Here is a 20115-nt window from a genome sequence, read left to right as displayed (position 1 = left end):
CATCTGTTTATCAAAATTTTAAAAATAAAATATCCTCTAAAATTAAAAATGAACAAGTAGCTGATTACTTTAATAATGCTAAGAATTACATAATTAGGCAGAGAACATCGTTGCCGAAAAGTGTAAGAAAAAAATAAGGTTTTAATAAATGGATAGTCAGCTAAAAAGACATCCAAAGTTTGTATTGTTTAAAAAAGAGAATTCACTGTTTTGTATTGATAAAAGTGTCTAGCAATTTGCAAAACCTAAATGAGTATGATACCGTTTGGAAGGAAACTTTTAAAGAACAACCATATTATGTGACTTTTGAAGATTTTAGAGTAAGTTTGTTTAAGAGTAATTTATAAGATGAGTTTCAATTTAGCAGCATTTATGAGAAACTAGCAGATTTTTCTCAGAAAGCCAAGTTTTTACCAAATAGAAAACAAAAAAAAACCAACTCAAAAAGAGTTGGTTTACTAATATAAAAAGTTTTAAAAATTATTTTTTAGTAGCATCTTGCTCTAACAATTCAAAGAATTGATTTAATTTAGGCATGATAATAATTTTCGTTCTTCTGTTTATAGATCTATTTGCAGCAGTATCATTTGGTCCTAAAGGAATATATTGACTTCTACCCGCAGCGATTAATCTTTCTGGTAATACACCATATTTATATTGTAAAATTCTTGTAATAGAAGTTGCTCTTAAAGCAGATAAATCCCAGTTATCTTGAATGATATCTCTTTTTATAGGAGTTGTATCTGTATGACCTTCAATCATAACTTCCATGTTTGGTTGGTCATTAATTACTTTTGCAATTTTTTCTAAAACAGTGTATGCTTTATCAGTTACGTTATAGCTTCCACTTTTAAATAATAATTTGTCTGAAATTGAGATAAAAACAACCGTTTTTTCAACATTAACTTCGATATCTTCATCTTGAATACCAGCTGTTAAGTTTTTAGTTAAATGAAACTTGATAGCAAGATTTAAAGAATCTTTTTGAGTCATTGCTTTTCTAATACCATTAATGTACTTGTCTTTTTCACTTAATTGAGAAATAACAGTTTTAATATTATCAGATGAAGATTGAGTTAAAACCGTTAAGTTTTCAACTTGCTTTAAAGCTGTTTTCTTGTCTTCTTGCAAATATTTTATTTGCTCTAATAAAGTAAAAACCTTGGTAGATTCTCTTTCATTGTCAATTAAACATTTTTGTAAATTAGCTTTTAAATCTACTAATTCTGTTTTAGCTAAATCGTGTTTTGATTCTAAATCAACAAATTTTTTCTTAGAAACACAAGAACTTACTAAAATAGCTGTTAATAATAATATTGATACTTTTTTCATCTTTATATTGATTAAATTCGTCTACAAATTTAACAAAATGAACCAATAAAAAGCGTGTTTAACAATAAATTATGAAAAATTTATAGACTATTTTTACTCAAAAATTAAGAAATTCATGAAACTTAAAAAAATAATCACTTTTCTTATCATTTTATTAATTTTAATAGCTTGTAAACAAGAAATCCGAAATAAAGATTTTACACTTCAAGGTCTTGTTTTTGGTACAACTTATAAAATAACCTATTTAGACGCGGCTACTAACTACCAAAACTCTATAGATAGTTTGTTTTTACTAATAAATACAGCAACATCAACGTATATTTCTACTTCAGATATTTCTAAAATAAATTCTGGTGATTCAACCATTGTTGTGGATGCAATTTTTTCTGAAGTTTTTCAAAAGTCAAAAAAGATATATAAAGAAACGGACGGTTTTTTTGATCCAACAGTTGGTAATTTGGTAAATGCTTACGGATTTGGGCCAAAAAATGAAAGAAAAGATTTAACGGAAGATGAAGTTAAAGAACAAATGCAATTTGTTGGTTTTGATAAGGTTTCTTTAAAAGATCGAAAGATTATTAAACAAGATTCAAAAATTTATTTAGATTTTAATGCTATTGCAAAAGGTTTCGGAATTGATGTAGTTGCTCGTTTTTTTGATGAAAAAAAAATAGAAAATTATTTAATTGAAATAGGAGGAGAAATAAGAGCAAAAGGGACAAAAAATAATCAGAAACCTTGGTTAATTAGAGTAGTCGACCCTACAAATGCAGCAGAAAACGAGGGTTTTAAAAACATAAATCTCTCTAACAAATCAATGGCAACTTCTGGCAATTATAGAAAGTTTAGAGTTACTGCGGATGGAAAAAAATATGTGCACACCATAAATCCTAAAACAGGTTTTGCAACAGAAAGTAATCTGTTAAGCGCATCTGTAATTGCTAGCGCAGATTGTGCAGATGTTGATGCGTATGCAACGGCTTTTATGGCGATGGGTTTAGAAAGAACAAAAGCTTTTTTAAAGAATCATCCAGAACTAGAAGTGATACTTTTATTTTCTAATACCGAAGGAATTATTGAAGAATATGCAACGTATACATTTCATCAATAGTTTTTATTCTTTGTAACAAACAGGAAGAATTTCGTTCTTCATTAAGCAAAATCGTTCTAGTTTTTCTGGAGCGATTTTTTTTGTATAATCAATTTCAGCTACCTTAAAACCTACAGAACGGAGTTTGTTAAAGTAATCTTTGCCATAAATGCGTACATGATCATATTGACCAAAAATTTTAGCACGTTCTTTTTTATCGGTAATAGAATCGTCTTCAAAAGTAGTTTCTCTTGATAGGTCTTGCGGAATTTGAAAAACACCAAATCCGCCTTTTTTCAGTACTCGAAAAAGTTCTTGCATTGCCTTTGTGTCATCAGAAATATGCTCTAAAACATGATTGCAAAAAACAACATCAAAAGAGTTGTCTTCAAATGGTAAATCGCAAATATCTGCTTTTACATCGGCAATTGGCGATTCTAAATCGGATGTTACATAATCAAGGTTTTTTTGCTTTCTAAAGATGTCTAAAAAACATTGTTCTGGTGCAATATGTAGGGTTTTTAGTGTGCTTTCTGATGTAAAGAAAGCAGTTTCATCCTTTAGAAAAAGCCACATCAATCGATGTCTTTCTAATGATAATGTTGAGGGAGAAAGTGCGTTTTCTCTTTGTTTTCCGTATCCGTATGGTAAAAATTTACGAAAACTTTTGCCGTCTATTGGGTCTGTAAATTTATCACCGCTTAAAGAAAGTGCAATTATTGGGCGCACTAAATAACTAGCTTTAATTAGCCAAGGTCTTGGGATGGTATTTAAGATGGATTTGAATATTTTCATGGTTGTTACACAGAGAATCGCAGAGTTTTTGCACAGAGTTTCTCGGAGTTTAATATGTATTTATAAATCTTTTAATTCCGTTTTTTAATAGTTTCGTATGGAAATTAACTAATAATCCTAGTGGATAATTTCCCAATTTCATATAAGTTAAAATTTGAGCAGAATGGACTTCTGTAAATTTTTCAACAGTTTTTAATTCTAACACAATTTTTTCTTCAACTAATAAATCAATTCTGTAACCATGATCTAATTTTATTTCTTTGTAAATAATTGGAAGTGAAACTTCTTTTTTTACGTTTAATCCAATTGATTTTAGCTCAAAAAATAAACATTCTTGATACGCAGATTCTAATAAACCAGGACCTAAAGCTCTATGTACTTCAATTGCAGCTCCAATAATTTTTTCCGTAATTTTATTATCCTCCATAATTTCTCTGTAGAACTCTTTAGCATTTCAATAAAATAAACTCTGCGAATCTCAGTGTAATAACTTTTTTTCTCTGTGAAACTCATTTATTAAGTCAACAAAATAACCTCCGTGGATCTCTGCGTAATAATTTTTTTTCTCTGTGAAACTCTTCAGAATATCATGAAATAAAACTCTGCGAATCTCTGTGTAATATGTAATAATTACTGTCTAAACTCATCCTCAATATCAGTTACAATCCCTAATGACTCGTTTACATATTTAAAAGTTGATAAAAGCTCTGGTTTACCGTTTACAATAGCCACATCATGCTCAAAATGAGCCGAAGGTTTGTTATCAAAAGTAGTAATGGTCCAACCATCAGAATGCTGTCTTATTTTGTGAGTTCCTAAGTTTGTCATCGGTTCAATGGCAACAACCATACCTTCTACAAATTTCTTTCCTCTTCCTCTTTTCCCGTAATTTGGCATTTCTGGATCTTCGTGCATTTCGCGTCCTAAACCATGGCCAACAAGTTCTCTTACAACTCCGTAACCATGTTTTTCTGTAAAATCTTGAATTGCAAAACCAACATCGCCTACTCTATTACCCGCTTTAAATTCTCTGATACCTACATATAAACTTTCTTTGGTAACGTCTAATAATTTTTGAACTTCCAAATCAATTTCTCCGATGGCAAAAGTGTATGCGTGATCACCATAAAAGCCGTTTTTTAAAGCACCACAATCTATCGAGATAATATCTCCTTCAATTAAAGGTTTTTTATTCGGAATGCCGTGAACAACTTGAGAATTAGGACTCATGCAAAGTGTGTTTGGAAAATCGTACAAACCTAAAAAACCAGGAATTGCTCCTTGTTCTCTAATAAATTCTTCTGCAAGTTTGTCTAAATATAAAGTAGAAACACCCGGTTTTACCTCTTTTGCAAGCATCCCTAATGTTCTAGAAACGACCAACGCACTTTCGCGCATAAGTTCTATTTCTTCTCTGGTTTTAATCTTTATCATTATAAAAAATTGAAATGCAAAGTTACCATTAATTATTAGGAATTAATTTTCTTGAGCAAACAAAGGTGGTTAAAATGGCTTTAAAAAAATAAGACACAAATTTCACAAAGGTTTACAGATTTTTTTCTGTGCTCGCCTGTGAAATCCGTGTCAAAAAAATTCTTGAAATCAAATAAATTATTCGCTTCTGTCGTAAGAATGTTTGTACGGTTTGCCCGTTACAATTTTTAAAATATCTTTCTCTAAAGTTTCTCTAGGATACTCTACATAACGGCCAACTTCTTCGCCATCTTTATAAAAAATAAATGTTGGCACTCTTATAATATTTAAACCTTCTTGAAGATTGTCAGGCGTTTTTTTACTTCTGTCCACTGTAATTAGTTCAAAATCATTTTGATTAAAACCAGTTTCATCTAAAAGTTTATAAAAACGAGGTGTTTCTCTTCTGCTATCTCCACACCAACTACCCATAAATCCTTTTATAGTATAGCCTTCAAGAGCTGTTTTAAGTTTGCCAATTGTTTCTTTATCAGTTGTGTATTCTTCATATCTACTGTTAAACCAACTTTTAAAAGCTTCATCTTGAAAAGTTTCTTTGTTAGCGATGCCTGTTAAATATCCATCTGCGTCTTTTTTAGCATTTATTTCTCTAGCAACTTGTTTTACTTTTTTAGGTGCCGCTTTTTGAACTTCAACTTTTTTGGTTTCAATTGTGTTTGTTTCTGTAACTTTTTTTGTTGAATTACAAGCAGCAAAAAGTGTTACTAAAGATAAGAATAGTATTTTTTTCATAATTATAAAAGTGATTTTTGTGTCATTTCTTTTGGTTGATCAACGCCCATTAATTCTAAAATTGTAGGAGCAATATCGCCTAAAACGCCACTATTTATTGATTTTATTTCCTCATCAATTAAAATAAAAGGAACAGGGTTTGTTGTGTGCGCTGTATTTGGAGAACCATCAGGATTCATCATCGTTTCGCAATTACCATGATCTGCAATTAACAAGATAGAATAACCGTTTTTTAAACCAGTTTCGATTACTGCTTTTGCACAAATGTCTACAGTTTCGCAGGCTTTTATAGCAGCTTCCATAATTCCTGTATGTCCAACCATATCGCCGTTTGCAAAATTTAAACAAACAAAATCTGCTTCGCCTTTTTCTAAATCTTCACAAATGGCATCTTTTAATTCGTATGCAGACATTTCTGGTTGTAAATCGTAGGTAGCAACTTTTGGTGAGTTTCTTAAAATTCGAGATTCACCTTTAAAAGGAGCTTCTTGACCGCCAGAAAAGAAGAAAGTTACATGTGGGTATTTTTCTGTTTCCGCAATTCTAATTTGCTTTTTCCCAGCTTTTGATAAAACTTCGCCTAACGTATTTTTAATATTATCGTTGTTGTAAATAACATTGATGCCTGTAAAAGATTCATCGTACAAAGTCATTGTTGTGTAATACAAATCTAACTTTTTCATGTCGAATTCAGGAAAATCATTCTGACTTAGCGCATTCGTTAATTCACGTCCTCTATCAGTTCTGTAGTTGAAGAAAATTACAGCATCTCCTTCTTTTATTTGTGCTTTTGGTGATCCATCTGCATTTGTAATTACAATTGGTTTGTGAAACTCATCCGTTAAACCAGCCTCATAATTTTGGTTGATGGTTGCTAAAATATCCGTAGTTTTTGTACCAACGGCATTAACAATTCCGTCGTACGCAATTTTAACGCGTTCCCATCTATTATCTCTGTCCATGGCGTAATAACGACCAGTAACTGTGGCTAATTCGCCCGTGCTTTCTTTCATATATTCTTGCACTTCGTTGATAAAAAAGGTACCCGATTTTGGGTCGCAATCTCTACCATCTGTAAACGCATGCAAGAAAACGTTTTTTACATTATTTTTTTTGGCAACATCTAAAATTCCTTTTATATGATCTATGTGTGCGTGAATTCCTCCATCGGAAACCAATCCTAATAAATGTACATTTTTGTTGTTTTCCTTGGCGTATTTAAAAGTATCTAATAATACTTTTTCTTGGCCTAATGTTTTTTCTCGAACCGCCTTGTTTATTCTTGCTAAATTTTGATACACAATTCTACCAGCACCTAAATTCATGTGGCCAACTTCAGAATTCCCCATTTGTCCTTCTGGCAAACCAACATGTTCTCCATCCGTCCTTAATTGAGCGTTTGGATATTTGTCATATAAACTATTAATAAATGGAATTTTAGCGTTGTAAATTGCGGATACTTTTGGGTCTTGTGTAATTCCCCATCCGTCTAAAATCATTAGAATAACTTTCTTGTTCATTTTTCTGTATTATATTGTAAAAATAAGAAATATTTTAAAGCTTTTTTTAAAATTTCACGAAACCGATACCGTAAATCACCATAGAAATAATGGCAATAATGATCAAAAGATTCCTTTTTAATAATTTTTTATTTTTTTCTTGAGGTTTCTCCTTAATTTTTTTGAGCTTATAGGGAGATCCTTTTTTATCAAAAGCAACTTGAATATTTTTTCCCTCCTTAAAATTTTTTAACTTATCAAAAGTTGAAACACGAGTTCTTTTATTGTTTTTTAAACTGATAATCATTCTGGAGATTGAACTCATAGTAGAAAGTCTTTATTCTGTAAGTAGTTGAAAATCAGTAAATATTACAAGATACTACTTTTTAATTTTCGATATTTCTTTCTGATGAATTTAAAGATACATAAAAGATCTTTTAACAAGAAAACAAGCGTATTAAATTGTAAAATTCGTAATTTTGTAGTGTAAATTTTATGAAATCTTTAATGGAAGCACATTTTGAACTTAATGAAGTAACAAGAAAGTTACCCAAACATTTGCACAAGTTTGTTGTAAAACAACCTTACAATGAATATACTCCTCAAAATCAAGCGGTTTGGCGATATGTAATGCGAATGAATGTAGCTTATTTAAGCAAAGTTGCGCACAAATCGTACATGACTGGACTTCAAAAAACCGGAATTTCTATTGAAAACATTCCGCATATGGAAGGCATGAATAGAATTTTAAAAGAAATTGGTTGGTCTGCAGTTTCTGTGGATGGTTTTATTCCGCCAAACGCTTTTATGGAATTTCAAGCTTACAATGTTTTGGTAATTGCTTCGGATATGAGAACCATTAACCATATAGAATATACGCCTGCGCCAGATATTATTCATGAAGCAGCAGGTCATGCACCAATCATAGCAAATCCAGAATATGCAGAATATTTAAGACGTTTTGGAGAAATTGGTAGCAAAGCAATTTCATCTTCAAAAGATTATGAAATATATGAAGCAATCCGGCTTTTATCCATCTTAAAAGAAAACCCAAGTTCTACAGAAAAAGAAGTAGACGAGGCGCAAGAAAAAGTAGAATGGTTGCAAAATAATATGGGCGAATTGTCCGAAATGGCACAAATTAGAAACTTACATTGGTGGTCTGTAGAATACGGTTTAATAGGTACCTTAGAAAACCCTAAAATTTATGGAGCAGGTTTATTATCATCAATTGGTGAAAGTGCTTGGTGCATGACAGATGAAGTTAAAAAAATGCGCTATTCAATAGATGCAGCAACTATAAATTTTGATATCACAAAACCCCAACCTCAATTATTTGTTACTCCAGATTTTGCTTATTTAAGTTTGGTTTTAGACGAATTTGCAAATACAATGGCGTTACGAACTGGTGGTTTAAAAGGTGCTCAGAAACTAGTAAATTCAGCCAATTTAGGAACGGTAGAATTATCAACAGGAATTCAGATTTCTGGCGTTTTCACAAAAGTAATTCAGTACAAAAACAACAAAGTTGCCTACTTGCAAACAACAGGTCCAACGGCGTTGTCTAACAGAGATAAAGAATTAATTGGCCACGGAATTACAACGCACGCAGGTGGTTTTGGAAGTCCTGTTGGAAAATTAAAAGGGATTAATTTGCCAATTGAAGACATGAGTCCGAGAGATTTAAGGGCGTACGGAATCTATGAAGGCGAATTTATGACCTTAGAGTTTGAAAGCGGAATTATAGTGAAAGGAAAAGCAATTACCGGAACAAGAGATTTAAGAGGTAAAATTTTAATTATTTCTTTGGATGATTGCACGGTAACTTATAAAGATGAGATTTTATTTCAACCAGAATGGGGAATTTACGACATGGCAATTGGTAAGGAAGTAATTTCTGTGTATTCTGGTTCTGCGGATGTTGATTCTTTTGCAGATACAAGCAAAGTATCCGAAGTAAAAACACATAAAATTACGTATTCAGAAACTGAGAAGGAATTATATGGTTTATACGACCAAGTAAAACAAATGCGCGAAGGGAATTCATCATCCGAAGAGAAAATAACAGCTATTTATAATCAGTTAAAAACAAAATTTGCGAACGATTGGTTATTGCTTTTAGAGCTGTATGAATTGGCGAAAAGAAATGATTTTTCTATCAAAATTGCTATTTTAAAAAGTCTAAACGATTTAAAATGTACTAAAAGTTACACAAAACTTATAGAAAATGGCTTAAATTTGCACGAACAATAAAAATAGACAACATGGGTTTTTTTGACATGTTTAAAAGAAAAGATATGAGTGCAGGTATTAAAGAATATTTAGAAAAAGACGCCGTAATTTTAGATGTAAGAACACTAGATGAATGGAATGAAGGTCATATAAAAAGTGCAAAACACATCGTTTTAAATTTAGTTCCTTTAGAAATTGAGCAGATAAAATCTTGGAATAAACCTGTAATTGCTGTTTGTAGAAGCGGTGGTAGAAGTGGTCAAGCGGCACAGTTTTTAAAACAAAACGGTGTTGATGTTATCAATGGCGGTCCTTGGCAAAATGTGGATCAACATTTATAGTTAGAACCTTTTATAAATAATTTTTTTAGCAATCATTATAGCTTTCAGTTTACTGATTGTTTATAATGATTTCTAGGTTTAAAATGTAGTGTTTAACCTAAGAAATAGATAGGTTGAATTGCGTATTTTAAAAGTGTATAAATGAAAATTCTTTCTGAATCTTTTCTTTTTTAGCTTCTAAATTTATAAGAAATTGTTGATGTTGCGCAGTGTTTTCTTGAAAAGGTCTGTGTAGAATTCCTTTTTGAATAACATCAATTTCTTTCATGGTTGCAGATGTATCATCAGAAAACCAAGTATCAACAAATCGTTCCCAAATATAATTGATCGCCGTTTTATTTGGGTGAATCATGTCTTCGGCGTAAAAACGATAATCGCGTAATTCATCCATCATAATTTCGTAAGAAGGAAAATAAGATACATTTTGGTGCTCGAGTACCTGATGAATTCCAGCAATTAAATGCGCTTTGCTTTGCGTATTTTCTACAAAGCCGTCTTTTAAATGTCTTACTGGCGAAACTGTATATAGTACAGAAATATCTTTATTTACAGATTTTAAAAGCACAATGATAGCTTCTAAACTTTCTGCGATTTCAGCAACAGTTAAAAGTTCTTTTAAGAATTTTTTCTGCGGAACTTTATGACAATTGGCAACAATAGTATCCGTTTCTATAAATCTATAAACCCAAGAAGTACCTAGCGTAATTATAATGTGTGATGCTTCTTTTAGTGCTCTATTTGTAATAGAAATCGATGCGTTTAATTTACTTAAAAGTTCATTTTCTTTTATTGCACTTAAACTAGAATGCGCATCAAAAGAATGCCAAGTTTCATTTTGGAAGATAAAATCTTCGCTACAATACTCCTTTTTATTGATGGTATTTGTAATAAAATTTTCTATCGCCTTTGGATGAAACAAAATACCAAACGGATTTTGAGCAGACTGAAATTTAAAGTAACTCAACTTATCGCCAATGTTTTCTGAAAAACAAGAACCTAGCAACAAAATTTTAGATTGATACGCTATTTGGTTTCTAGTTTCCTTTTTTAACGGAATTTGAGTTTGGAGTTTCATTTTGAAAAGGCGTAATTTTTAGTAATTTTAATTTGCATGTTTTTTCTCGAAAAGACGCTAATTCATCAAGTTTTTGTAAGTTGAATGTTTTAATTTATTTGAACTTTTTATTATTACCTTATTCTTTAAGTATAAATTTAAAAGAACAATTTCATTCCGTCTCCGCCTCTTTCCGAGATATTTTTTTGAGGTAAATTACACCAAATAATCTTGCGCTCTTTCTAAAGCTTTAGGAATTCCGCCAGGATTTTTACCACCTGCAGTTGCATAGAAATTCTGTCCACCACCACCACCGTGTATTAATTTACCTAATTCTCTTACTATTTTCCCGGCATCATAACCACGTTCGGTTGCTAATTCTTTAGATATATAACACGTTAACATTGCTTTGTCTTTATTCTCTGAAGAAGCAAAAAGCAAAAACAAGTTGGTGTGTTCTTTCCCAATTGTAAAAGCGAGGTTTTTAATTCCGTTTTGATCTAAATCAACTTTTGTTGCTAAAAATTGAACCCCATTAATTTCTTGCAATTCATTTTTTAAATCGCCAATTAAATTCTGTGCTTTATCTTTTAATAATTGCTCAATCTGTTTTTTAAGTGCCGTGTTTTCTTCTAGTAAAGTGCTTACCGCTTTTACCGGATTTTTAGCATTATTTAAAAGGTCTTTAACCTCAAACAAAGTGCTGTTATTTTCAAAATAAAAATCTTTTACAGCATCATTTGTAATTGCTTCAATTCTTCTAATTCCTGCCGCAACTGCGCCTTCCGATTTTATTTTAAAATGCCAAATATCACTCGTATTTTTTACATGCGTTCCTCCACAAAGTTCTATCGATTTACCAAATTTAATTGCTCTTACGGTATCACCATATTTTTCGCCAAACAAAGCCATCGCGCCATCATCAATTGCTTGTTGCATTGGTATGTTTCGTTTTTCAATTAAAGGCAGTTTACCTTCAATTCTTCTGTTTACAAAATCTTCTACTTCACGTAATTCATCCGCAGATAATTTAGAAAAATGAGAAAAATCGAAACGTAAATATTTTGAGTGCACAGCAGAACCTTTTTGCTCCACATGCGTTCCTAAAACTTCTCGTAAAGCTTGATGCAATAAATGAGTAGCCGTATGATTACACTCTGTTCTATGGCGTTGTTTTACATCGACAACCGCTTTAAAACTTTCGCTTAAATTTTTTGGTAAATTTTTTGTAAAATGGATAATTACATTGTTTTCTTTCTTGGTATCCAAAATATAAACAACATCACCTTGAGGTGTTTCTAAATATCCTTTATCACCAACTTGACCACCGCCTTCTGGATAAAAAGGAGTTAAATTAAAGACAAGCTGATACATTTCGCCATCTTTTTTAGAAGTTACTTTTCTGTATCTTGTTAATTTTACAGCCGTTTCTAGCGTATCATAACCAACAAATTCTTCAACAGCATCATCACTTAAAATCGTCCAGTCTTCGGTCGTCATTTCACTAGCTGCGCGCGATCTTTTCTTTTGTTTTTGAAGCTCAGCCTCAAATCCTTTTTCGTCTAAAGTATATCCTTTTTCTGATAAAATTAAAGCAGTTAAATCTATCGGGAACCCAAAAGTATCATACAATTCAAAAACTTTATCGCCAGAAATTTCTTTAGTTTCTGCGGATGAAATAATGCCATCTAACAAAACTAATCCTTGGTCTAAAGTTCTTAAAAACGAGGTTTCTTCTTCTTTAATTACGTTTTCTATTAATTGTTTTTGAGCTTTTAATTCAGGAAAAGCAGTTCCCATTTTATCACTTAAAACAGCTACTAATCTATAAATAAATGGTTCTTTTTTATCTAAAAAGGTAAAACCATACCTCACAGCTCTTCTTAAAATTCTACGGATTACATAACCAGCGCCTGTGTTACTCGGTAATTGACCATCTGCAATAGAAAAAGCGACTGCTCTTACGTGATCAGAAATTACACGAGTTGCAATATCTTGTTCTTTATTTGAACCATATTTTGTGTCTGTAATGGTTTCAATTTCGCTAATAATCGGTGTAAAAACATCCGTATCATAATTAGATTGAACACCTTGTAAAACCATACACAAACGTTCAAAACCCATTCCGGTATCTATATGCTTATTGGGTAAGTTTTCTAGAGAACCATTTGCTTTTCTATTGAATTGCATAAAAACCAAGTTCCAAATTTCTACCACATGTGGATGATCTTGGTTTATTAAAGTTCGTCCATCAACCTTTGCTTTTTCTTCTGCAGAACGAATATCAACATGAATTTCAGAACAGGGTCCGCAAGGTCCTTGTTCGCCCATTTCCCAGAAATTATCTTTTTTATTTCCTTTTAAAATGCGGTCTTCAGAAATAAATTGTTTCCACAAATCAAATGCTTCTGTATCCATTTTTAAATTATCGTCATCATCAGATCCTTCAAAAACAGTAACATATAATATGTCTTTATCAATTTTGTAAACATCAACTAACAATTCCCAAGCCCAAGCAATTGCCTCTTTTTTAAAATAATCGCCAAAAGACCAGTTTCCTAGCATCTCAAATAAAGTGTGGTGATAGGTGTCATAACCAACTTCTTCTAAATCGTTGTGTTTACCAGAAACACGCAAACATTTTTGAGAATCTGCAATTCTATTATTTTTCGGAGTTCCGTTTCCTAAAAAATATTCTTTAAAAGGTGCCATTCCAGAATTCACGAATAGTAAAGTAGGATCATCTTTGGTAACCATAGATGACGAAGGCACAATTAAATGGGATTTTTCTTGAAAATACTTTAAAAAAGTAGCACGAATTTCTTGAGATTTCATAAAAAAGAAGGTTCCAACAAGTTGGATTTTTGTTAATTTATTTTTAAAAAACTACTTAAAAAAAGCAGTTGTAAAACATTTTGTAAATTTGTGAGTTGTTGTAAATGTAAAAACCCAATTAAAAGAACAAAAATAGTATATTTAGCAATATGGCAAAAGTAAAATATTATTATGATGAGAATGCCCTTTCTTACAGAAAAATTACTGTAAAAAAAGGGGATAATTATAGAAGAATGTTTTTAATTTTTTTAGCTCTTATTTTAATAGCCTTTATTGGTTTTATAGGTTTTAGTCAAGTTATAGTTTCGCCTACAGCGCTTGCTCAAAAAAGAGAGTTAGATAATTTAAAGTTTAATTTTGAGTTACTAAATAAAAGATTAGAAGAAAGTTCTGTAATTTTATCGCAACTACAAGAACGAGATAATAATATTTACAGAAGCTATTTTGAGGCAAATCCTATTACAGAAGAACAACGTAAGGCAGGTTTTGGCGGAATAAATAGATATAAAATTTTAGATGGTTATGACAACTCTAAGTTAATTAAAACCATTACCAAAGAGGTTGATATTTTGTCTAAGCAAATGGTTGTACAATCTAAATCTTTAGATGAAATTGTTGCTTTAGCTAAAAAGAAAGAAAGTATGTTGTCTTCTATACCAGCAATATTGCCCATTAAAATAGAAGATTTAACGTCTGTAGCATCTGGTTATAAAATGAGAATGCATCCTATTCTTAAAATTAATAAGTTTCATAAAGGAATGGATTTTACAGCCCGAATAGGAACACCAATTTATGCATCTGGAGATGGTAGAGTCGTTATCGCAGAAAGAAGTAGCACCTATGGTAATGTTGTATATATAAGTCATGGTTATGGGTATAAAACTATTTATGCGCACATGAGTAAAATTAAAGCTAGGCGAGGGCAAATAGTAAAAAGAGGAGATTTAATTGGTTTTGTTGGTAATACAGGTTTATCAGTTTCTGCACATTTACATTACGAAGTTCAAAAAAACGGGATATCTTTAAACCCGATTAACTTTTATTATGGAGATTTATCTTTGGATGAATTTGCGGCGCTACAGAAAGCATCCGAAGAAAGTCAATCTTTTGATTAATCCTTATTATTTATGTACGTAGAATTACCCGAAAAAAGATACTATAAAATAGGTGAAGTAGCCAAGGCTTTTCAAGTAAATACTTCATTAATACGTTTTTGGGAAAAGGAATTTGCCATTATAAAACCCAAAAAAAATGCAAAAGGAAATAGGTTATTTACTCAAGAAGACATTACTAATTTTAAATTAATCTTTAATTTAGTGAAGGAGCGAGGATTTACTTTGGAAGGTGCGAAGCAAAAACTCAAGAAAAATCCCGAAGGAATGTTTAATAAACACGAAATTATTAGTAGACTAGAAGCTGTAAAAGCGGAACTACAAAAAATTAAAAATCAACTGTAAAACTTAAATTTTACAGTTTTTTTGATTTAGAAACTCTTCGGTATAGATATTAATAGTGCCAAGAAGTAAATTTTAACGTATTAAGTATGCATAGTTTTTATTATTTACTATGCATGCATAATATTTTTTGTTATATTTGGATATATGTAAGCTGTTTAATCAGTATACAAACTCATTAAAAACAACTATAAAATTTAAAAAAAATGCCAAAAAAGTATATAGACCTCGAAACACTTAAATATATACTTTATGATATTCATAAATTAGAAGATTTATTAACTAGAGAAAGATTTAAAGAACATGATTTAGAGTCTTTAGATTTATTTATAGACTCCGTAAAAGAATTTTCTGATAGAGATTTGTATCCCTATTTCAAAGAAATGGATCAAACACCTGCATATTATAAAGACGGAACCGTTATTGTTCACGAACAAGTAAAAACAGTAATGCATAAATCTGGCGAAATGGGCATCATTGCAGCCTGTTTTAACTATGAAGACGGTGGTTTACAAATTCCGTTTTCTGCTTTGCAAGCCGCTGCATATATTATGGATGCTGCAAATAATCAATTACCAGGATATCCAAGTTTAACGCAAGGTGCAGCTGAATTAATTGTAGAATTTGGAGCTGATTCTCTAAAAGAAACGTATGTACCAAATATGTTATCTGGCGTTTGGGGCGGTACCATGTGTTTAACAGAACCGCAAGCAGGAAGCTCGTTATCGGATATTGTAACCAAAGCAACACCAACTGACGAAGGATTTTATAAAATCTCTGGTCAGAAAATATTTATTTCTGGTGGCGATCATCAGTTTGCAGAAAATATTGTGCATTTAGTGTTGGCAAGAATTGAAGGAGCACCAGAGGGAACCAAAGGAATTTCTCTTTTTGTAGTTCCTAAAAACAGGTTAAAAGAAGACGGTACTTTAGTATATAATGATGTAATGACAATTGCCGATTTTCAGAAAATGGGACAAAGAGGTTATTGTACAACACATTTAGGTTTTGGAGATTCTGATGATTGTAGAGGTTGGCTTGTTGGTGAAGAACACAAAGGTTTAAACCAAATGTTTTTAATGATGAATGGCGCAAGAATTGCGGTTGGTAGAGGAGCGGCGGCAATTGCAATGGCGGCGTATAGAACGTCTTTACAGTATGCAAACGAAAGACCACAAGGAAGAAAATTATCTGCGGATGGAAAGAAAAATCCAACAGAAAAGCAGAGTTTAATTATAGAACATCCAGATGTTAGAAGGATGTTATTATTGCAAAAAGCAATTGTTGAAGGTTCTTTAAGTTTGGTGATGTTGGCTTCTAAATATCAAGATATTTTAACGACAGCAACATCCAAAGAAGAAAAAGAAAAGTACCATTTATTGTTAGAAACTATTATTCCTATTGTAAAAACATATCCTTCGGAAGCGGGAGCAGAAGCTGTAGATAACGGATTGCAAGTGCTTGGTGGTTATGGTTTTTGTACAGATTTTAGCTTACAGCAATATTATAGAGATATTCGAATTTTTGCTTTGTATGAAGGTACAACCGGAATTCAATCTCAAGATTTATTGGGTAGAAAAGTAACCATGGAAAATGGAAAAGGATTACAATTGTTGTACGCAGAAATTTTAATAACCATAATTGCAGCATCCAACGATGAAGATTTAAAGCCCTACGCTACTATTTTAGGTGAGAAATTAAAACTTTCCGAAAAAATATTGGGTCATTTAATGCCTTTTGCAATGAAAGGAAATTACGAGCGCTATTTAGCGGATGCAAATTTATTTATGGAGTATCTAAGTACTGTTGTTTTAGGTTGGTTGTGGTTAGAAATGGCTGTTGATGCAAAAAGAGAACTTGATCATGCGGATAGAAAATACTCAGAAACTTTCTATGAAAGTAAAATTCATACCATGAAATTTTACTTTAAATATGAAGTTCCGAAAACAAATTCATTGGCAGAATCTTTACTATCTGACGAAATGCTAACGATTAAAAACGAAAAAGAATACATTATATAATGACATATATTTCAGCACAATTTAATTTAGAACATAAAGTAGCCATTATTACTGGCTCTAGTAAAGGAATCGGAAAAGCAATTGCAAAAGGGTTAGCACAAAACGGAGCACAAGTTGTTATTTCTAGCAGAAACCAAGAAGCTTGCGATGCTGTTGTAAAAGAATTTACAGACGAAGGTTTAAAAGCGATTGGCATTGCCTGTCATATTGGCGATGAACAGCAACGTCAAAATTTGATTGCTCAAACAGTAGAAGCTTTTGGGCGAATTGATATTTTGGTAAACAATGCAGCAATAAATCCAACATATGGGCCAATTGAAAATGTAGATCCATCAATTTTTGATAAAATAATGGATATCAATGTAAAAGCTCCTTGGGCTTTATCCAACTTGGTTTTGCCACATCTTCAAAAACATAAAAACGGCAGTATTATAAACATTGCTTCGGTAGAAGCTTTAACTCCGGGTTTTGGTTTAGGAATTTACAGCACCAGTAAAGCTGCCATTTTAATGTTGACTAAAAATCAAGCAAAAGAATGGGGACAACACGGAATAAAAGTAAACGCAATTTGCCCAGGATTAATTAAAACTAAGTTTAGTGCAGCTTTGTGGCAAAATGAAAAAATGCTGAACAAGTTAGAAAAAACCATTCCTAGCGGAAGAATGGGAATGCCAGAAGAAATGGTTGGTTTGGCGTGTTTATTAGCTTCGGATGCAGGAAATTATATGACTGGTGGTGTTTATACTGCCGATGGTGGTTATATGATTGCAGGTTAGTCAATTAACATTTAACAATAATAAATTGTCAGTTTTTCATTTTCCGATAATTGATAATTGATAAAAGAACATTGAATAAATGAATTTCGAATACTCACAAAAATCAAAAGATTTACAACATAAATTATCTGCTTTTATTGAAGAACATATTGTGCCTATAGAAGCGGAATATATTGCTTTTCAAAGTGATGCAAATAATCAATGGACACGTTTTCCTAAGATAGAATTGCTAAAACAAAAAGCAAAAGAAGCTGGTTTATGGAATCTTTTTCTTCCAAAAGACTACGGAACTTTAAGTCCGGGTTTAACCAATTTAGAATACGCTCCTTTAGCAGAAATAATGGGAAGAAAAATCTGGGTTTCAGAAATTTTTAACTGTTCTGCGCCAGATACAGGAAACATGGAGGTATTAGCAAAATACGGAAATGAGGCTCAGAAAAAACAGTGGTTAATACCTTTAATGAACGGCGAAATCAGGTCTGCTTTTTTAATGACAGAACCACAAGTTGCTTCTTCGGATGCTACAAATATTGAAACTTCTATTGTTTTAGAAGGTGATGAATATGTAATAAACGGAAAAAAATGGTGGTCTTCTGGAGGCATGGATCCTCATTGTAAAATTGCTATTGTAATGGGGAAAACAGATACTACAAAACATAGACACCAGCAACAAAGTATGATTTTGGTTCCTATGGATACACCTGGGTTAAAAATAGTGAGAGCACTTTCTGTTTTTGGATATGTAGATTCGCCAGAAGGACATGCAGAAATTATTTTAGAAAATGTAAGAGTACCAAAAGAAAACCTAATTTTAGGTGAAGGCAGAGGTTTCGAAATTGCCCAAGGTCGCTTAGGTCCAGGAAGAATTCATCATTGTATGCGTTTGGTTGGTATGGCGCAATATGCGCTAGAACTCATGTCTCAAAGAACTTTAGAAAGAGAGACTTTTGGAAAAAAGTTTTACGAGTATAGCAGTATCCGACAAGAAATTGCAAAATCGGCTTGTGAAATTGAACAAGCGCGTTTGTTAACACTTTCTGCTGCTGATAAAATGGACAAAGAAGGCAATAAGGAGGCGAAAGATATTATTGCAATGATTAAAATTGTGGCGCCCAATATGGCGCAAAAAGTAATTGATAGCGCAATTCAAGTTTTAGGAGGAAAAGGAGTTAGTCAAGACACCTATTTACCACATTATTTTGCAATTGCAAGAATCTTGCGTTTGGCAGATGGACCAGATGAAGTGCACATGTATCAATTGGGTAAAAGTTGTATTCAAAAATATGGTAAAAACTCATGAGCAATCAAAAAGTAAGAGAGGGTGAAGCGTTACCAGAAGTAGCACTTAAAAAATATTTACAAGAGATAAAGCTTATAAAATCTGTTGAAAGTGACTTGTTTGTAGAACAATTTACACACGGCTTTTCTAACTTAACCTATTTGTTAAAAATAGAAAATAAAGAATTTGTTTTAAGAAAACCACCAAAAGGAGCCATAAAAAGAGGTCATGATATGCATCGCGAATTTAAAGTGCAAAGTGCGGTGCAAAAAGCATTTTCGAAGGTTCCAAAAATGTATGCTTTTTGTGATGACGAAACTATTTTAGGAAGTGATTTTTACATCATGGAAAAAGTAGAAGGCATCATTTTAAATTATAAAGAAGCACATAAAAGAAAGATTTCAAGTTCAGATTATAAAACCATTGCAAATTCTTGGCTAGCTACTTTAGTAGAATTACATTCTGTTGATTACAAAGCGATTGGTTTAGAGAATTTAGGGAAACCAGAAGGTTATGTAGAAAGACAAGTTGCTAACTGGGGAAAGCAATATGTAAAAGCTAAAACAGCCGAAGTTCTAGAGGCAGAAATGGTAATGAATTGGATGGAAGCCCATCAGCCAAAAAAATACGAACATTGTTTAATTCATAATGATTTTAAATACGATAATGTTGTTTTTAAAGATGATTCTTGGCAAGAAGTTGCGGCAGTTTTAGATTGGGAAATGGCTACTTTAGGCGATCCATTAATGGATTTAGGAACGTCTTTAGGGTATTGGACCGTTGCCACAGACCACGATTTTGTAAAACAAGGAATTCCGTCGCCAACTATTTTTGAAGGGAATCCAATACGAAGTGAAATTGCAAAAATGTATGCCCAAAAATCTGGTAGAAATACAGATAATTTAGTTTTTTATTATGTTTTTGGATTGTTCAAAATTGCAGTAATTGCCCAACAAATTTATTTTAGATATGCAAAAGGATGGACGACAGACCCTCGTTTTGCAAACCTGAATAAAGCATCAGAATTATGTTGTAAATTGGCTTTGAAAGCGATAAAAACGAAATCAATAGATTGATAAAATAATTGTTAAAATGTTAGCTCGAGTGATTTTTGAGGAACGAAAAAATTGTATTGAGAACTCATAAAACTTCTCGATACAAAATTCTTAAAAAAGAATTCT

At 31.9% G+C, this 20115-nt stretch carries 18 protein-coding genes; 9 read left to right on the top strand and 9 right to left on the bottom strand.

Annotated elements, in window-relative coordinates:
- Positions 1-480: 480 nt before the first annotated feature.
- Entirely contained in the window at positions 481-1332 is an 852-nt protein-coding gene (locus BTO16_RS10540; RefSeq protein ID WP_105021651.1) for an OmpA/MotB family protein, read from the bottom strand.
- 115 nt (positions 1333-1447) lie between these two features.
- Between BTO16_RS10540 and BTO16_RS10535 the strand changes: the two genes are divergently transcribed.
- Entirely contained in the window at positions 1448-2443 is a 996-nt protein-coding gene (locus tag BTO16_RS10535; protein ID WP_105021650.1) for an FAD:protein FMN transferase, read from the top strand.
- 3 nt (positions 2444-2446) lie between these two features.
- On the opposite strand, the gene BTO16_RS10530 is transcribed toward BTO16_RS10535, so the two are convergent.
- The 6 genes from BTO16_RS10530 to BTO16_RS10505 all read right to left on the bottom strand — a co-directional run bounded on the left by BTO16_RS10530 (position 2447) and on the right by BTO16_RS10505 (position 7249).
- Entirely contained in the window at positions 2447-3217 is a 771-nt protein-coding gene (locus BTO16_RS10530) for a class I SAM-dependent methyltransferase (protein WP_105021649.1), read from the bottom strand.
- A gap of 49 nt (positions 3218-3266) precedes the next feature.
- Positions 3267-3644, bottom strand: a complete 378-nt coding sequence (locus BTO16_RS10525) for a GxxExxY protein (protein ID WP_105021648.1) — start codon at positions 3642-3644, stop codon at positions 3267-3269.
- A 203-nt stretch (positions 3645-3847) separates the two neighbouring features.
- Positions 3848-4651, bottom strand: a complete 804-nt coding sequence (gene map / locus BTO16_RS10520) for a type I methionyl aminopeptidase (RefSeq protein ID WP_105021647.1) — start codon at positions 4649-4651, stop codon at positions 3848-3850.
- Between the two features lie 177 nt (positions 4652-4828).
- The gene (locus BTO16_RS10515; RefSeq protein ID WP_105021646.1) at positions 4829-5443 is read right to left on the bottom strand and encodes a thioredoxin family protein; all 615 of its coding nucleotides are present in this window, start codon (positions 5441-5443) and stop codon (positions 4829-4831) included.
- A 2-nt stretch (positions 5444-5445) separates the two neighbouring features.
- Positions 5446-6963, bottom strand: coding sequence for a 2,3-bisphosphoglycerate-independent phosphoglycerate mutase (gene gpmI, locus BTO16_RS10510; protein ID WP_105021645.1), 1518 nt, complete (start codon positions 6961-6963; stop codon positions 5446-5448).
- A gap of 46 nt (positions 6964-7009) precedes the next feature.
- Complete coding sequence (locus tag BTO16_RS10505; protein ID WP_146105385.1) at positions 7010-7249, bottom strand: hypothetical protein; 240 nt, start codon at positions 7247-7249, stop codon at positions 7010-7012.
- A 200-nt stretch (positions 7250-7449) separates the two neighbouring features.
- On the opposite strand from BTO16_RS10505, the gene BTO16_RS10500 reads away from it, so the two are divergent.
- Positions 7450-9195: an aromatic amino acid hydroxylase gene (locus tag BTO16_RS10500; RefSeq protein WP_105022887.1), complete on the top strand. Its 1746-nt coding sequence runs from the start codon at positions 7450-7452 to the stop codon at positions 9193-9195.
- An 11-nt stretch (positions 9196-9206) separates the two neighbouring features.
- Positions 9207-9515 (top strand): rhodanese-like domain-containing protein, encoded by a 309-nt coding sequence (locus tag BTO16_RS10495; protein ID WP_245892097.1) that lies wholly within the window; start codon positions 9207-9209, stop codon positions 9513-9515.
- Between the two features lie 127 nt (positions 9516-9642).
- Here BTO16_RS10495 and BTO16_RS10490 read toward each other — a convergent pair whose 3' ends face one another.
- Both BTO16_RS10490 and alaS read right to left on the bottom strand, forming a co-directional pair.
- Positions 9643-10590 (bottom strand): GSCFA domain-containing protein, encoded by a 948-nt coding sequence (locus tag BTO16_RS10490; RefSeq protein WP_105021643.1) that lies wholly within the window; start codon positions 10588-10590, stop codon positions 9643-9645.
- 195 nt (positions 10591-10785) lie between these two features.
- Complete coding sequence (gene alaS / locus BTO16_RS10485) at positions 10786-13404, bottom strand: alanine--tRNA ligase (RefSeq protein WP_105021642.1); 2619 nt, start codon at positions 13402-13404, stop codon at positions 10786-10788.
- A gap of 149 nt (positions 13405-13553) precedes the next feature.
- Here alaS and BTO16_RS10480 point away from each other — a divergent pair, with 149 nt between their 5' ends.
- The 6 genes from BTO16_RS10480 (at position 13554) to BTO16_RS10455 (ending at position 20010) form a co-directional block, all read left to right on the top strand.
- Positions 13554-14519 (top strand): M23 family metallopeptidase, encoded by a 966-nt coding sequence (locus BTO16_RS10480; RefSeq protein WP_105021641.1) that lies wholly within the window; start codon positions 13554-13556, stop codon positions 14517-14519.
- A gap of 12 nt (positions 14520-14531) precedes the next feature.
- Positions 14532-14861, top strand: a complete 330-nt coding sequence (locus tag BTO16_RS10475) for a MerR family transcriptional regulator (RefSeq protein ID WP_105021640.1) — start codon at positions 14532-14534, stop codon at positions 14859-14861.
- Between the two features lie 203 nt (positions 14862-15064).
- Positions 15065-16879, top strand: a complete 1815-nt coding sequence (locus BTO16_RS10470) for an acyl-CoA dehydrogenase (protein WP_105021639.1) — start codon at positions 15065-15067, stop codon at positions 16877-16879.
- The gene (locus tag BTO16_RS10465) at positions 16879-17655 is read left to right on the top strand and encodes an SDR family NAD(P)-dependent oxidoreductase (RefSeq protein ID WP_105021638.1); all 777 of its coding nucleotides are present in this window, start codon (positions 16879-16881) and stop codon (positions 17653-17655) included. Before BTO16_RS10470 ends, BTO16_RS10465 begins: the two co-directional genes overlap by 1 nt.
- Positions 17656-17734: 79 nt before the next feature.
- Positions 17735-18955 carry an acyl-CoA dehydrogenase family protein gene (locus BTO16_RS10460; RefSeq protein ID WP_105021637.1) on the top strand — a complete coding sequence of 407 codons (1221 nt, stop codon included), beginning with the start codon at positions 17735-17737 and terminating at the stop codon, positions 18953-18955.
- A complete protein-coding gene (locus BTO16_RS10455) occupies positions 18952-20010 on the top strand; it encodes a phosphotransferase family protein (RefSeq protein ID WP_105021636.1) in 1059 nt (352 codons plus the stop codon). Before BTO16_RS10460 ends, BTO16_RS10455 begins: the two co-directional genes overlap by 4 nt.
- The last annotated feature ends 105 nt before the right edge of the window (positions 20011-20115 follow it).

Source organism: Polaribacter glomeratus (genome assembly GCF_002954665.1).
GTDB classification, from domain to species: domain Bacteria; phylum Bacteroidota; class Bacteroidia; order Flavobacteriales; family Flavobacteriaceae; genus Polaribacter; species Polaribacter glomeratus.
Note: the sequence above shows the minus strand (reverse complement) of the source record. Positions and strands in the feature narration are given on the sequence as shown.